This is a genomic window from Kineococcus gurbantunggutensis (assembly GCF_050871925.1).
In the GTDB taxonomy this organism is placed as follows: Bacteria; Actinomycetota; Actinomycetes; order Actinomycetales; family Kineococcaceae; genus Kineococcus.
On record NZ_JBJLSG010000052.1, the window covers coordinates 1 to 13,841 of the forward strand.

Sequence of the window (13,841 nt, forward strand, 5' to 3'; positions counted from 1 at the left end):
GGGCGGGGGGGGTTTGGGGGGGGGGGGGGGGGCGGGGGTGGCGGGGGGGGGGGGGGGGGGGGGGGGGCCCCCCCCCCCCCCCCCCCCCCACCACCTCGTCCAGAGCGTGCGTGCCCCGCACGCCTTCGGCTCCCGGCCCGGCAGTGCTCTCGCGCCGCTGCCGACAAGACCGCCACGTCCACGCCGCCGGGAGGCGGTGCACAGGAGTCGGCGACTGCATCGGGGAGCCGGAGCCGAAGCCGGTGCAGGAACGGCGGGCACGAGAGGAGCAGGAGGTGGGGCGTGGACCTGGATGAGGTCCAGGACGTCGTCGAAAGCGCCGCCCGGCAGGTCGGCGGGCTGTCCGTGAGCAGCCAGCGGGACGGCGGGTACATCACCATCCTGATCCGTCCGTCACCACCGGGTGGCTCCGGACCCCTGCTCGCCGACCGGCGGGTGCAGATCTGGACCTCCGGCGCCGAGGCGTTCTTCATCGACGTTCCCGCAGGGTTCGGGCACCAGGAGTTCGACCACGCGCACGAGGGCCAGGTGGCGGTCCTGCACTTGCTGGTGAGCCTGGCCGGTGAGTACCTGCGTGGTCGCTTCGAGGAGAAGGAAGAGCCGCGCCCCTTCGGGCGCGCAAGGCGCTACCTGGAGATCGCAGCAGGAGGGCAGAGCTACCGGCTGTACCGGAAGCAGGTCGAGGCTCGAAGGCTTTGCCGGTGACGGCGTGAGGCCGCTGGCTGCCGCTGGTGCCGGTGGCTGCCGGTGGTGTCCCGCGGGCTGCTCAGCGAGCTGGAGCGCGGCTGGCCGAGCCCGAAGCTGTGGCAGGAGCTGCGCCCGGTGCGGGATGTCGGGTCCGCGAGCGCACTGGGGTGCACCGCTCCGTACCGTGAGCCGGTGTGTCGAGCGCAGGGGTCGTGAAGGAGCTCGCCGATGCCCCCGGGCGAGGGCGGTGCCTGCCACGGTGGGCACCTGCGGCCCGCACGTGCGTGTCGCCGGCGGAGGAGTGGTGTCGTGGAGGTGATCGACGCGCTGGGACCCGCGCTCGTGGCTGTGGTCGTCGTCGTGCTGCCGCTGCTGGTGGCCGCCGTGCGGCGGGGCTGGAGCCGCGCGGCGGTGGGGCTGTACCTGCTTAGCGTGGTGCTGCTGGGGGTGTGGACGGCCAAGAGCGTGGTCATCGCCGACAGCAGCTTGAAGGACCCGCCGGCCTGGCCGGCGCCGGTGTGGATGCTGGCGGCGGTGCTGGCCACCGGTGCCAGCACCGCTGCCCTGCTGACAGCTCGGACGCGTCGTTGCAGGAGCACGCCTTGCGCGCCCAGAAGCAGCGGACACCGGGAGCGGTGAGCTGAGCGCCGCGGTACCTGGCCACCGGGCCCTGTGCGGTTCCCGCTGCCCCCAGCTGCTTAGGGCAGGGCGCGGGTTCCCGCACCGCGCGCGCCGGAACCCGCACCCGCCGGAACCCGCACCCGCCGGAACCCGCACCCGCCGGAACCCGCACCCGCCGGAACCCGCACCCGCCGGTGCCCCCTCCACCTGGGTGGCCCGAACCGCGTGGGCCGTCGTGCCCGCCGCCGCGGCGCCCGGGGCCGGTGCTCAGCTCAAGGTGCTGCTGTAGCGGGCGTCCAGGTAGCAGGTGTACGAGATCACCGAGGGCACCGGCACGTTCAGCGCCCCGGCGCTGTCGGTGAGTACCTGCTCCGCGCCCAGCAGCGCACCGCTGACGGGGTCGATGACCAGGGTGTAGCGGGTGGGCAGGCCGCTGTGCTCGGAGCGCACGTGCACCGCGATCCCGATGCGCCCGGCGCGGTCGGTGACCATCCCCTGCAGCTGCAGGCCCTCGGTGACGGCCAGGTAGCGCAGCAGCCCCGCGCGCACCGCCGGGTTCAGGGGCTGCTCGCGGTACAGGTCGCCCAGGGCGATCAGGCGCTCGGCCGGGCCGTTGGCCACCGGGTGCGCCTGCTGCAGCTGCTCGGCCAGGACGGCCGGGTCGCTGGAGAGCGAGCCCAGCGGCCACGTCAGCGAGCGCACCTGCGGCCCACTGCCCGCACTGCCGGCACTAGTAGGACTGCCGGCAGGGCTGCCGGCGGTGCTGCCGGAACTGCCGGAGCTGTCGGCGGAACTGCTGGCGGTGCTGCCGGCGGTGCTGCCGGCGGTGGTGCTGATGCTGGTGCCGCTGCCGTCGGCGGCGGTCCAGGTGGTCGTCTGCACCGGCACCACCCGGGAGGTGACGCGCGCGCCGGCGGAACCGCCTCGCGAGCTGCCCGGTGAGCTGTTCTGCGAGCTGTTCTCCACCTGCGTCCACAGCGACCACGAGCGCAGCTGGATGCGCGCGTAGCGCCCGTCCGGCGCGCCGACGTCGTCGGGCAGGTCTTGGACGCGCTCGGCCAGCTGCTGCAGCACGCCGGCGGCCGGGGGCTCACCGGGCACCGGGTGCAGCCCGTACCCGCTCAGCTGCACGCCACCGGCCGGGCGCAGCAGCGGCGGGGTGGCCGCCTGCGCGCTCCCACCCTGCGGCCCGGGCAGCCAGCCCTGCCCGCTGAGCACGCTGCCGCCGACCAGCAGGGCGGCGGCCACCGCGCTGCCGGTCAGGGTGCGCAGCGCCCAGCGCCGCGAGGGCTGCGCTGAGCGCACCGAGGACCGGGGCGTGGCGCGCGCCGGGGCGTTCGCCGGGGGGTGCGCCGTGGGGTGCGCGGGCGAGGGGATCGCCTGCGGCGCTGAGGGCCGCGGGCGCTCGGGCCGGGTGGACCGGTTGAGCTGGGTGGGCTGGGTGGGCTGGGTGCTGCGGGTGGGCATCGGGCCGTCCGCACGCGCCGGGGCCGGGCCCTGCTCCTGCCCCGGGGTGGGGCCCTCGAGGATGGCGCGCAGGTCCTGGCGGGCCCGCTGATCGAGCGCGCCCACTGCTTGGGCCGCCTGGGCCGCCTGGGCCGCGTGGGCGGGCGCGGTGCGCGCGGCGGGGTCGGCGGCCTTCAGCAGGTGCTCCAGAGCGGCGTCGTTCAGGCGCTTGGTCATCGGGACTCCTCCGGCATCGTGCGCTTCACGCCTGCGGTTCGCGCTGGGTTTGTCGGTGCGGTTCGCGCTGGGTTTCGCGGTGGGTTTGGCGGTGCGGTTCGCGCTGGGCCGGCTGCACCGGCTCGTCGGGCCGAGCGCACCGGGTCCACCGGGTCCACCGGGTCTTCCATGTCTCCTGGGTCCTGCGGGTCGGTGGCTGCACGGGGCGGCTCGGCCAGGCCGCCGGCGCGACCGGGCCGGTCGGGCCGGGCGGGCTGGCCCGGCAGGTCCGCCTCGTCCACGTCGGCCAGCAGGGTGCGCAACCGGGCGCGGGCGCGGTGCAGGCGCACCCGAGCGGTGGGCGCGCTGCAGCCCACGACCTGCGCGGCCTCGGTGGGTGTTAGGCCTTCCCAGCTGGTCAGCAGCACCAGCTCGCGATCGCGCTCGCCCAGCTGGGCGAGCACCTGCAGCACCCGATGGCGGGCGCTGACGTCCTCGGCCGGGTCCGCGCCGGTGCCCGGGGGGTCCACGATGCTCAACCGCGCCGCCAGGCGCTGGCTGCGCCGCTGCCCGCGCTCGGCGTTGGCCAGCGTGAAGGCGGCGGTGCGCAGCAGCCAGGGCAGGGCAGGCTCGCGCACCTGCTCCAAGCGGCGCCAGGCGGTGGTGAAGACCTCCGCGGTCACATCGCGCGCGTGCTGCTCCCCACCGCGCCGGCGCACGTAGGCCAGCACCGCGGCGTAGTGCTGCTCGTACAGCGCGGTGAAGCGCTCGCGCGCCGGCTGCGCTTCTGCTCGTTCTTGGACGACCCTCACCTGCTCACATGTCCGGTGCCCCGCCCCGGCGTTACAGCCGGCACGGAGGGGGCGAACAGCACGGCCGGGGTGGACAGCAGGACCGGGCCGTGCTGTCCCGGCCTTGCTGTCCCTGCAGGGCAGGGGTCCTGATCACCGGTGCCGCGCGGCGCCGACCAGCCGGGACCCGGAGCGGGGAGCAGGGGCAGGGGCAGGGGCAGCTCTCTGGCGTCACCAGAGTCGGCAGCGCTACCAGCGCTGGTTGTGCCGTGGCCCGGCAAGGCGTGCACCACGGCCTGCCCGATGCACGTGGGTGCGACGTGCCGTGTCCGTGCAGCAGGTCCCGCCGGCAGCAACCGGGGTGGACCGCTCCCCTCCCGGCGGTCCACCCCTGCTGGTGTGCCGGGACGTCAACGAGCACCGTCCCCGGTGCTCCTCTCGCTGCTCCCCCCGCTGCGGGCCGCGGTGCCGGTGGCCAGCTGGTCGACGACGGTGCGTGCGTGCTCGAGCAGGGCCCGGTAGGCGGCCAGTTCCGCGGCGTGCTGACCGGCCAGGCGCTCCCAGCTGCGGGTGAGGACCTCGGCGAAGACGGGGGTGAGGTCGCTGGTGTCCTTGCACGCCCGGTCCGCCTGCGCCAGCGAGGCCTCGAAGGCGGCGAAGGCATCGAGGTCGGCCGCGGTGGCGCCCGTGCCATCGGCCTTGTCCAGCAGCACATCGCGGCGCTGCTCCTGCAGCCGCAGCGGCAGGTCGGCGGGGGTGTCCACCTCGTGCCCGCGCGCGTCCATGCACTGCGACCACGCCCGTACCGCGTTGCGCAGCCGCTCGTCGTCCTGGGCGGCCTCTGCGAGGGATTCCTGCAGCTGCTCGGGTAGTGCCCGCACCGGCAGGTAGGTGCGTTGGTACTGCTCCACACCCACCCCGTACAGCTCCTGCACGGCCTGGCCGGTGCAGCCGGTGGTCACCACGGTCAAGCGACCGCCGTTGCCGGTGGGCAGGGTCAGCTCTTGGGCGGGGTCGCCGTTGAGGGCTTCCTCGTAGCCGTCGGGGGTGCCGTGCACGAACTCGCCCAGCACGCCGGTGGGAGGCTGCTGCAGGGCCTGGCGGATGGAGCCGGCCATGCCGTAGTCGCTGCCGTGCGCGGCCCACGCCTGCAGGAAGGGGAGCTCGCCACCCCGATCGATGGCCTGCTGCAGGCTGCTGGCCGGAGCCAGCGGTGCGCGCTGCACGTTGAGCCCCTGCTGGGCCATGCAGCGGTCGATGAGCATGACCTCGGCGGTCTCGGGGTGGAGGGGCCAGTCGTTCTCCGGCGCGAGCTGCGCCAGGACGCCGTCGATGCTCTGCGCGGCCCGCTCGCCCTCGCGGACCTGCTCGACGGCCGGGACGGTGCGCACCGGGTCGGTGGAGGGCCGCCAGCCCGTCGCGGCGCCCACCCCGCCGACGAGAGCCAGGAGGGCCAGGGGCGCGGCGAGGGCGGCGCGGCGCTGCCGGCGCCGACGGTGCCCTGCGCGCAGTGCGGCGGCGGTGATGCCGGCGGGTGCGTGCACGTCGCGTCCAGCCCGGCTCAGGGCGTGCCGCAGCCGCTGCGCGGTGGGGTCGTGCTCCTCGTGCTCGGGGGTGGGGCCGGAGGGGGTGCGGGGGTCGTGGGGGCTCATCGGGTGCGCTCCTGAGGCGAGGGAAGCGGAGGAAGCGAGGGAAGCGGAGAGGTGGGGCTGCTGGAGGCTGGGGTGCGGAGCGTCTTCGGCGCCGTGGGCGAGGAGGGTGACGAAGCGCGTGCTGGGGTGGAGAGGGGATCCGGTGGCTGCGCGCGGGAGGCGCCCAGCAGTTCCCGCAGCCGGGCCAGCCCGCGGGAGGCCTGGGTCTTCACGGTGCCGGTGGAGCAGTTCAGCGCGTCGGCGATCTGCGCTTCGGTGAAGTCCTCGTAGTAGCGCAGCACCAGCACCGCGCGCTGGCGCGGGGAGAGCCGGCGCAGAGCGGCGGTCACCTCGTCCTGCTCGGCGTAGCGGGTCGCGGCGTCGTGGGTGTCGTGGGCGCGGTGCTGACCGGTGTTGTCGCCGGCGTGGTGGCCGCTGAGCGTGCCGGGGCCGCGGTTGCCGTCGATCTGCTCGGGCCACAGCGCGTCCAGGGGAACCTCGCGGGGGCGCCGGCCCAGCCGGCGCCAGCGGTCGGTGACGGCGCGGGCCATGACGGTGCGCGCGTAGGCGCCGGGCTGCTGGATGCGCCGCCAGTGCAGGTAGGTGCGCTCCAGCACGTCCTGGAGGAGGTCCTCGGCCAGGTGGTGCTCGCCGGTGAGCAAGAGGGCGGTGCGCATCAGCTCGTCGGCGTGCGCGCCGGCCCAGTCCTCGAAGTCGCGCTCGTGCTGGTGGGCGGGTCGGGGGCTGGAGGTGGGGTCCGGGCCCTGCTGGGAGTCTCGCCCGTGAGTGTGCACAAGGGGCCGTCCTTCACGCTGGTCTGGCGGGGTCACCGTTCCAGACGCCATCGCCTCCTGGGTGGTTGACAGGCAGCCCACACCAACTTGGCAGCCTGCTGCGAGGAGGCGATGACCGGCCGGCTGCGGATGGTCACGGCTCGCGCCGCTTGCTCCTCGCGCCAGGTGCACCCGCTAGGTCCTGGGTCACCGGCTGCAGGTGCTTCCAGCTCACAGGTCGGGTCTGCTGCACGATCAGTGACAGGTCACCAACCTGTCACTGATCGTGCAGCAGACCTCCCCGATCGAGGAGCTGGCGGACGTGCTGACGGTGGACCACATCGCCGCGCACCTGTACACCAAGGGTCAGCCGGACCCGGACCTGGTGATCCGCACCTCGGGCGAGCAGCGCCTGTCGGGGTTCCTGCTGTGGCAGAGCGCGCACACCGAGCTGTACTTCTGCGAGGTGCTGTGGCCGGACTTCCGCAAGGTGGACTTCCCGCCGACGCGAGGCGGGCTTCCTGCAGGCGCGGGGGATGCCGCACGTTCGTGCGGGACCTCTGCGTCCTGCCGCTGGTGGTCAGCGAGCCGGAAGGCGGGCACCACCACCTTCAGCTGGGTTACTTCGCGCGTGAGTCGTTGCGCCCGTAGGGCTTTCTGTGGGTGCTGCGCCTTCGGGAGGTACAACGCACAGCGCGGTGAGGAGGTCTCGTGCAGCCCGCTGTGACGACAAGGGGCGCTGAGGCGCTCGAGCGTCCTCCGGCTGTCACCCGATGCTCACCCGGACGGGCGTGTTCCCGGCCCCGCGCAACGCTTGCGCCGCTAGCGTCGTGGGCGGGAAGGGCTCTTGTGGCCCTGCCCCGCTCAGCGCAACGACCCCCTGCCGGGAGGTCGCGCACCCCCTGGCCGGGGTGCGCAGCCCCGAGGTCCGGAGGGGGCCGTGCTGGGTGCCCATCTGCACAACGAGCACTCGGAGGGTTGCCTCATGGCATCCGCATCCACCGTCAGCGTAGAGGCCCTGCAGCGGGTCGTCAGGGCATGTCAACCGTTCGGCGCGTTGCCGCCGCCCGGGAGCGGGTTGCTTCGCCTGCTGCTGGCGGCGTGGCTGCTGGGCACGCTTCCTCAGCTCAACGAAGCCGGCATCGACCCGTCTGTGGCAGCAGTGCAGGGAGCGTGCGGACTGGCTCTGCTCGGCGTGCGCACCCCGAGAGCCCGGCCGCAGGCGTAGCGTGCAAGCGCTTCTCCACGGACGCCCGCCTCGTGTCCTTGCCCGGCACGAGGCGGGCGCGTCAGCCCTTCCTGCCCGCCTCTGGGCGGTTGAGGTCCTTAAGGAGGACGAGCGGCTGCGCCGGCGGCCACGAGCCGATCGGATGCCCGTCGACGCCGGAAGGGCCCGCCGGGATCACCGGAGGCGTTGTTGTCGTCGTCTCCGCTGCTGCTGGGCACCGACGGGGCGAAGATGAGCAAGAGCGCCGGCAACGCGATCGCGCTGCGCGCTAGCGAGGATCAGACCGCCAAGCTGATCCGCTCGGCGAAGACGGACGCGCAGCGGCGCATCACCTACGACCCGGTGAACCGCCCGGAGGTGTCCAGCCTGCTGCTGACCGCGGCGCTGTGCCGGGGCACCACCCCGGCAGCGGTGGCGGCCGAGGTCGGCGACGGCGGAGCCGCGGTGCTGAAGGCGGTGGTGACCGAGGCGGTCAACGAGCACCTGCGCCCGCTGCGGGCGCGGCGTCGTGAGCTGGCCGACGCGGACGACCACCTGCGCGCGGTGCTGGCGGTGGGCAACGAGCACGCCAACGCCGTGGCGCAGGCGACGTTGTCCAGGGTGCAGGAGGCGCTGGGCATGACGTACTGACCGGCCCGCGGGGCAGGGCGTGCATCGGTGGTGAGGGCGTCGCGGGTGTCCTGACCGTTGCCGTCAGCGGGCCTCAGCGGGCCTCAGCGGGCATCAGCGGGGGTGCTGCGTGCTCGGTAGCATCGGCCCGGTGCTGGTGCGGGCGCACGACGTGCTGGAAGTGCTGGACCTGCTCGCCGCGGCGGGTGCGGGATCGGTGTGGGTCGATGGTGGCTGGGGCGTGGATGCCCTGCTGGGTGCGCAGAGCCGAGAGCACCGGGACCTGGACCTGGTCGTCGAGGAGGAGGACCTGCCGGCTGTCCGCGCGGCCCTGCAGGCGGCCGCGTTCACCGAGGTGCCCGGCGGGCGGGCGTGGAACTTCGTCGTGGCCGATCAGGCCGGGCGGCAGGTGGACCTGCACGTGATCCGCACCGGTGGGGACGGCACCGGCTGGTACGGACCCCACGGGCAGGCCTACCCCGCCTGCTCCCTGCTGGGGACCGGCGTGATCGCCGGGCGGGCGGTGCGGTGCCTGACGGCGCAGTACCAGGTGCGCTCGCACACCGGTTACGAGCACGACGGCGACGACGTGCACGACGTGATGGCGCTGTGCGAGCGCTTCGGTGTTCCGCTGCCCGAGCAGTACGTCACCGATCGACCTGGCAGGAGCTGATCCGGCTCGTGTGCTCTGTGGAACGCGCTTCGGCAAGAGCGCGATGTCCGCGCCGTGACCGCGACGGCGCGGACGGCGCCGTGAGCGGGTGACGCGCGAGGTGAGGAACGAGGCAGGTCGTGGAACCCTGTCGCCGTGATGCGCGAAGCAGCGCGGCACGGGTTGCTGGTGTCGCAGCACCGGGGAGGGCGTCCTGCACCGGAGGGCTGAGGGGGTCGAGGGGTTGAGGGGTCGAGGGGTTGAGGGGTGGGGGGTGAGCTGTGAGGCGTTGGCCGGTCCTGGCGGGGGCGCTGCTGGTGGTGCCTGTGCTCGCCGCGTGCGGCGGGTTCGAGCTGCCTGATCCGCGCGGTGTCGCTGTGCAGACGTGCCGGGAGATGGCGGTGCGGCAGTACGAGCTGCCCGGCGCCGGGGACTACGTCGAGGTGCCTCAGGTGTCGGTGCGTGAGGTGCCGGTGCAGGCGGGGGAGGGCTTCGAGGTGACGGGTTCGGCCGAGGACGTGCAGTGGGTGTGCACGTGGACCTCGGCGCGCACCGGTGAGGGCACGCGGACCGAAGCCTGGATCGATCAGCGCTGAGCTGGCCCTGTGCAGCGTGCTGGTGCGTGGTGGCGCTGTGCGGTGCGCTCGATGTCCCCGGTGAGCGCGCCGGGTCGGCGGGGTGACCGAGCCCTCTGCGACGACCCTCTCCGCTCACTCGGCCCGGGGGCGGCTGGTGCTGAACAGCTCGCAGGTCATGTCGTAGTACCGGCCGGTGCGGCCCAGGTGGTGCATCCCGAGCCTGCGGCACAGGGCTTGGGAGGCGGCGTTGTCGGGGTGGGTGACGGCCAGCACCTCGCTGAGCCCCGCGTCGAAGGCATAGTGCAGGCCCACGGTCGCGGCCTCCTGGGCGTAGCCGTGTCCCCAGGCGTCGGGGTGGAAGTACCAGCCGATCTCGGTTTCCCCGATGGGCCGCGGCGGTGGAGTGCCGCCGGAGGCGGGCAGGGCCACCAGCAGCAGGGTGCCCAGCAGGTGCCCGTGGCGGTGCTGCACGGCCCAGACCCGGTGCACCTGGTCCTGGCGGGATTGCCAGCGGGCGATGAGATCGAGCGCCCCGTCGTGGTCGTGCAGGACGCGCGGGTGGGCACCGATGTAGCGCTGCACCTCCCACCGTGAGCACATGTCCAGGACGAAGTCGGCGTCGTCAGTGGTCCACTGCCGCAGCCGCAGGCGTTCGGACTGCAGTGTCTGCACGAGCCGATCTTGGCAGTAGCGATGCGAGTGGGACGTCCATGACAGCGGGATGACCGCGCGGTTGGGGACCGCAGAGGTCGAGCCGGGAGCGCCGTACGAGCAGGTCAGGTCTAGGAGGGCCCCGGGTCCTCGACGAAGGGAAGCGCTCTGTCCGTGAGGCGCTGCAGTTGCGAGAGCTGTACCCGCGTCAAGACCGGGGCCAGGGCCGGCCCCCAGGACACCTCGACGTCGAGCTGCCCGCCGGCGGGCAGCCCCAGGAGGCGCGCTGAGCAGGAGATGTAGCGGACGCCGTCGATGGTGCAGTCGTCGCGGCGCTCGGCCCAGGACAGCCGCTGCGCGGGAGCGTGGTTCATGGTGACGTGGACGAGGGGGTCGTGAGGCCGGCCCGGCCACAGCGCTTCCCGCTGCGCCTGCACGACGGCCTCGGCGTCGCTGCGCGGCGGTGGGTCCTGGGGGATCAACGCCGCCTCGGCGCGGGCCACCAGCCAGACGCTCAGGCTGTCGGGGTAGGCGAAGACGCAGCGCAGCCCGACGGCGATGCCGGGGGCGCGGGCCAGGACGGCGGGTCCGTGGACGATGGCTCCCAGCCTTCGCCAGGTGTCGCTGGACTCCTCGACTTCCCTCGGCTGCTCGCTCACCGCAGGCTCACCACCCCCTCGTGCACCTGGTCCAGGTCTTTCAGCTGCAGCACCGTCGTGCTCACGGGGACGCCCATCTCGGGCCAGCCGGCCTGCAGGGTGAGGCGGGCACGTGGGGGCAGGGCCGGCCACCAGGCGTCGATGTCCTGGACGTGGACGGGGATGCCCGGGGCGTCACCGTCCGGACCGTCCGGACCGTCCGGACCGTCAGGGCCTGGGTCGGCGCCTGGATCGCAGGCCCCGCTGCGGGTGGTGTGCGCGCTCACGTGGCGGTGGTGGTGCAGCTCCAGCACGGGCTGGGGCTGGGGCTGGGGCTGGGGCTGGGGCTGGGGTTGGTTCTCGCTCTGGGGGGCGATGACGGACAGGCGCACGAAGTTCACGGCTCGCCAGGGCTGGGCCGGTCGGCGGGATCCGCTTCTGCTCCGGCTGCCGCCTCGAGCACCGCGGCGGTCACCTTCTCGGGCGTGGAGGGCGGCCTGTCCGAGTGCTTTGACCTGGATGGAGAGCAGCAGTCCTTCGGGGTGGGCGAAGACGCAGCGCAGCCCGATGCCGACGCTAGGTCCTGCGCCGAGGAGGTGGGGACCGTGGGCGAGGACCCCGAGGCCTTCGAGGAAGGGCGGCGGCGGGTGGCTGGTCATGTGATCAGCGTGCCGTACGTCCGGTGCCCGGTCATCGGCGACGTGTGGGGGATCGTCGTGCTCGGCGTGCGCTCAGTCATCGTCGCGGTCGCGATGTCACCGGCAGCTCAGGACCGCGCACAACGCGGTGATGTGTGGGTGACCGTGAGATGCGGCCAGCCGTTCGCCGCGTTGACCAGCTCGCCGCACCACGAGCCCCAGGCTTATGAAGGAGCTGTGGTCTCCAACCACCAAAGCAACCGCGTCCGTAGGAAGTCAGCGAGCTCTGTCGATCCCACCTCGCAGACCGCCTCTTCTCGAGTGGCTGCCTGGACCAGCGGTTGCCGGAAGCTGGGCGCGTCGACCAGGTCGACGCGGAGCCAGACGTCGCCGGGGTGGCCGTTGACGCCCCAGCTCAGAGTGATGACCTCGATGGCACCGGCGGCGAATACCTCGTGGACGAGCGGATCGATGATCTGCTGGCGAAGATCAGCCAGGGTCGGGTCCTGGGCATCCGTCACGGGCCCGGCCATCGCGCCGAGACCGACCGGCACCGGTGGCGGCTCCTCGCGTCGCCCCGGCATCGAGGACCCCTCCTGTGGGCTTCTCTCGCCTTCCGCGGACTGGATCATCGGGTCAGTCTGCCCTCCAGTGCGCTGTGTCAGCGGGATGACCGGAAGATCACCGCGGTGCCAGGATGCGGTCATGGTCGATCAGCACGACGCGGTGCAGGAGTACTACGCCTCCTTCCACGAGCGCGAGCTCGACAGGCTGCTGAGCGCCGAGGGACGTCTGGAGTTCGCCCTGACCACGCGGCTGATGGCACCGCACCTGCCCGCCAGCGGAGCGGTGCTGGACCTGGGCGCTGGCCCCGGCCGCTACAGCGCCTGGCTGGCCGGGCGAGGACTGGACGTGACCCTGGCCGACCTGTCTGCGAACCTGCTGGAGCTGGCGCGCCGGCGCCTTCAGGAGACGGGTGCCGAGGGGGCTGGGAGGGTCCGTGAGGTGGTGCGAGCCGACGCGCGGGACCTGAGCCGCTGGCCCGACGGCACCTTCGCGGCGACGGTAGCGCTGGGGCCCTTCTACCACCTGCCCGACGCCGCGGATCGGCGTCGCGCGCTGGGTGAGGTGGTGCGCGTGACCGCCCCCGCAGGTCTGGTCGCGATCGCGTTGATGCCGACGTGGGCGCTGCTGCGGCGCACGTTGAGCATCGCCGATGAGCGGGCCCGCCTGGCCGATCCCGCCTTCATCGAGGCTGTGCTGAGCCGCGGGGAGTACACCAACCCGCACCCGGGGCGCTTCACCCACGGCTACGGCGTGGACCCGGCGCGGGTGGGGGCCGAGCTGGGGCAGGCGGGGTTGCGGCAGGTGCTGCTGGCCTCCACCGACGGCTTCGCCACCGGGTTGCACGATGCCCTCGACGAGCTGCGTGTCGATGACGCTGAGGCGTACGAGGCGGTCTTGGAGCTGCTGGTGCGCACGGCGGGCGAGAGCAGCTTGCTCGGCACCGCCGGGCACCTGCTGTACCTGGGGCGTGCGGAGGGGTAGCGCTGCGCCGCCTCGCTGATCACGCGTTCAACGCGGGGTGACCGTGACGTCTCCGCCCGGCCGTGACCGCACCGAGATCGCAGCAGGCGAGTGAAGTGGCTGGTGCCCACCGCCGTGCGGCTTTCACACTGGTGGACCGTGAGCGAATCGATCATCGAGGTGGATCCGACGCTGTTCGGGGTTAACCCCCGCGACCCTTACGGGGACACGCAGGACACCTCCTTGCAGGTGCAGGTGCCTCCGCACGAGGCGGAACGTGCTGCACACGCCCTGGCGATGGTGGTACCGCGGCTCTACCACGTCGTGGAGGATGGACGAGAGCTCACCGACGAGGAGATGGACCGCAACAACGCCCTGCCCCGGCCGTTGGACAATCCCAGCTGGGTCGGGCCGATCTACCGCCACCCCGACGGCCCCTTCATCGTGATCGACAACAACGGACACATGACGCCGGAGGCTGGCCACACCACCGCCGGCATCGTCGCCAAGGCTCTGCGGGAGGCCGGGATCGCTCGAGGCCGGCTCGCTCCGGCCCCAGCGCTCACCGGTGACGATGAGGTGTGGATTGAGACCTGATCCACCGATGATGCGCGGGGTCCGAACACGCACTCGGCGGAATCGTTGATCCCATTGGGGAGCTTGGGCGCCCATCCGCAGATCGGTGCGAGCAGACGTCTCGGCCGGTCATGATCGCGCGCTGATGACGGGATGACCGTGAAGTCGCTGACGCTCGTGCCCTCGGCGGACGAGACTGATCCTGTGGCTCACGACCCGGTAGCGCACACCCCTGGCAACGACCTGGTCGACGAGGCAGGCCACCGGTGGACGACCAGTGGGCGCGCTGGTGCGACGCCAAGCAGGTGCGCCAGTTCCTGCACCGAGAGCAGGACGTCCTCATCCGCTCCTCAACTGGTGGCGAGGTGACCCGCCTGAGCGCGGAGCAGGCCCGAACCTGGTGGCGCGAAGTGCATCGTTGCTTCGAGCAGCCGGGCGAGGCGGCCCCGTCCTGCAGCGCTGGGGGACTCACGTGGGCAGCGCACGTCTGGCACTGCGACGACGGTGGCGAGCCTGCTCGCCTGCTGGTCTTCGAGACCTTCTGCTGATGCTTGGCTGAGCGTGCAGCGTCCTGGGCAC

The 13,841-nt window shown here is 73.2% G+C and carries 16 protein-coding genes and 1 pseudogene; 9 read left to right on the top strand and 8 right to left on the bottom strand.

The genetic code is table 11. The features are described 5' to 3' along the window. The first annotated feature begins 282 nt into the window (after positions 1–282). A complete protein-coding gene (locus tag ACRYR7_RS11715; RefSeq protein WP_432572271.1) occupies positions 283–705 on the top strand; it encodes a hypothetical protein in 423 nt (140 codons plus the stop codon). Positions 706–996: 291 nt separating this feature from the next. Then, positions 997–1,326, top strand: a complete 330-nt coding sequence (locus ACRYR7_RS11720; protein ID WP_432572272.1) for a hypothetical protein — start codon at positions 997–999, stop codon at positions 1,324–1,326. Between the two features lie 249 nt (positions 1,327–1,575). Here ACRYR7_RS11720 and ACRYR7_RS11725 read toward each other — a convergent pair whose 3' ends face one another. The 4 genes from ACRYR7_RS11725 to ACRYR7_RS11740 form a co-directional block, all read right to left on the bottom strand. Further along, positions 1,576–2,991 (bottom strand): hypothetical protein, encoded by a 1,416-nt coding sequence (locus ACRYR7_RS11725; RefSeq protein ID WP_432572273.1) that lies wholly within the window; start codon positions 2,989–2,991, stop codon positions 1,576–1,578. Continuing rightward, complete coding sequence (locus tag ACRYR7_RS11730; RefSeq protein WP_432572274.1) at positions 2,988–3,782, bottom strand: RNA polymerase sigma factor; 795 nt, start codon at positions 3,780–3,782, stop codon at positions 2,988–2,990. The genes ACRYR7_RS11725 and ACRYR7_RS11730 overlap by 4 nt, the downstream gene beginning before the upstream one ends. Positions 3,783–4,171: 389 nt before the next feature. Next, the gene (locus tag ACRYR7_RS11735) at positions 4,172–5,413 is read right to left on the bottom strand and encodes a hypothetical protein (RefSeq protein ID WP_432572275.1); all 1,242 of its coding nucleotides are present in this window, start codon (positions 5,411–5,413) and stop codon (positions 4,172–4,174) included. Continuing rightward, the gene (locus ACRYR7_RS11740; RefSeq protein ID WP_432572276.1) at positions 5,410–6,186 is read right to left on the bottom strand and encodes a SigE family RNA polymerase sigma factor; all 777 of its coding nucleotides are present in this window, start codon (positions 6,184–6,186) and stop codon (positions 5,410–5,412) included. Before ACRYR7_RS11740 ends, ACRYR7_RS11735 begins: the two co-directional genes overlap by 4 nt. Before the next feature lie 283 nt (positions 6,187–6,469). Here ACRYR7_RS11740 and ACRYR7_RS11745 point away from each other — a divergent pair. From ACRYR7_RS11745 to ACRYR7_RS11760, 4 genes and pseudogenes are all read left to right on the top strand, one after another. After that, positions 6,470–6,664: pseudogene (locus ACRYR7_RS11745) on the top strand (undecaprenyl diphosphate synthase family protein); the annotation flags it as partial. Positions 6,665–7,582: 918 nt separating this feature from the next. Further along, on the top strand, positions 7,583–8,023 hold the full coding sequence (locus ACRYR7_RS11750) for a hypothetical protein (protein WP_432572277.1): 441 nt from the start codon (positions 7,583–7,585) through the stop codon (positions 8,021–8,023). A gap of 109 nt (positions 8,024–8,132) precedes the next feature. After that, the gene (locus ACRYR7_RS11755; RefSeq protein WP_432572278.1) at positions 8,133–8,675 is read left to right on the top strand and encodes a nucleotidyltransferase domain-containing protein; all 543 of its coding nucleotides are present in this window, start codon (positions 8,133–8,135) and stop codon (positions 8,673–8,675) included. Between the two features lie 260 nt (positions 8,676–8,935). Then, on the top strand, positions 8,936–9,250 hold the full coding sequence (locus tag ACRYR7_RS11760) for a hypothetical protein (RefSeq protein ID WP_432572279.1): 315 nt from the start codon (positions 8,936–8,938) through the stop codon (positions 9,248–9,250). A 114-nt stretch (positions 9,251–9,364) separates the two neighbouring features. Here the strand turns inward: ACRYR7_RS11760 and ACRYR7_RS11765 are convergent, their stop codons facing one another. The 4 genes from ACRYR7_RS11765 to ACRYR7_RS11780 form a co-directional block, all read right to left on the bottom strand. Beyond that, positions 9,365–9,904, bottom strand: coding sequence for a GNAT family N-acetyltransferase (locus ACRYR7_RS11765; protein WP_432572280.1), 540 nt, complete (start codon positions 9,902–9,904; stop codon positions 9,365–9,367). A 110-nt stretch (positions 9,905–10,014) separates the two neighbouring features. Next, the gene (locus ACRYR7_RS11770; protein WP_432572281.1) at positions 10,015–10,542 is read right to left on the bottom strand and encodes a hypothetical protein; all 528 of its coding nucleotides are present in this window, start codon (positions 10,540–10,542) and stop codon (positions 10,015–10,017) included. Beyond that, complete coding sequence (locus ACRYR7_RS11775; RefSeq protein ID WP_432572282.1) at positions 10,539–10,808, bottom strand: hypothetical protein; 270 nt, start codon at positions 10,806–10,808, stop codon at positions 10,539–10,541. Before ACRYR7_RS11775 ends, ACRYR7_RS11770 begins: the two co-directional genes overlap by 4 nt. 575 nt (positions 10,809–11,383) lie before the next feature. Beyond that, complete coding sequence (locus tag ACRYR7_RS11780) at positions 11,384–11,791, bottom strand: hypothetical protein (RefSeq protein ID WP_432572283.1); 408 nt, start codon at positions 11,789–11,791, stop codon at positions 11,384–11,386. A gap of 73 nt (positions 11,792–11,864) precedes the next feature. Between ACRYR7_RS11780 and ACRYR7_RS11785 the strand changes: the two genes are divergently transcribed. From ACRYR7_RS11785 to ACRYR7_RS11795, 3 genes are all read left to right on the top strand, one after another. After that, positions 11,865–12,707, top strand: a complete 843-nt coding sequence (locus ACRYR7_RS11785) for a class I SAM-dependent methyltransferase (RefSeq protein WP_432572284.1) — start codon at positions 11,865–11,867, stop codon at positions 12,705–12,707. A 138-nt stretch (positions 12,708–12,845) separates the two neighbouring features. After that, on the top strand, positions 12,846–13,283 hold the full coding sequence (locus ACRYR7_RS11790) for a hypothetical protein (RefSeq protein ID WP_432572285.1): 438 nt from the start codon (positions 12,846–12,848) through the stop codon (positions 13,281–13,283). Between the two features lie 245 nt (positions 13,284–13,528). Next, a complete protein-coding gene (locus tag ACRYR7_RS11795; RefSeq protein ID WP_432572286.1) occupies positions 13,529–13,810 on the top strand; it encodes a hypothetical protein in 282 nt (93 codons plus the stop codon). Positions 13,811–13,841 lie beyond the last annotated feature (31 nt).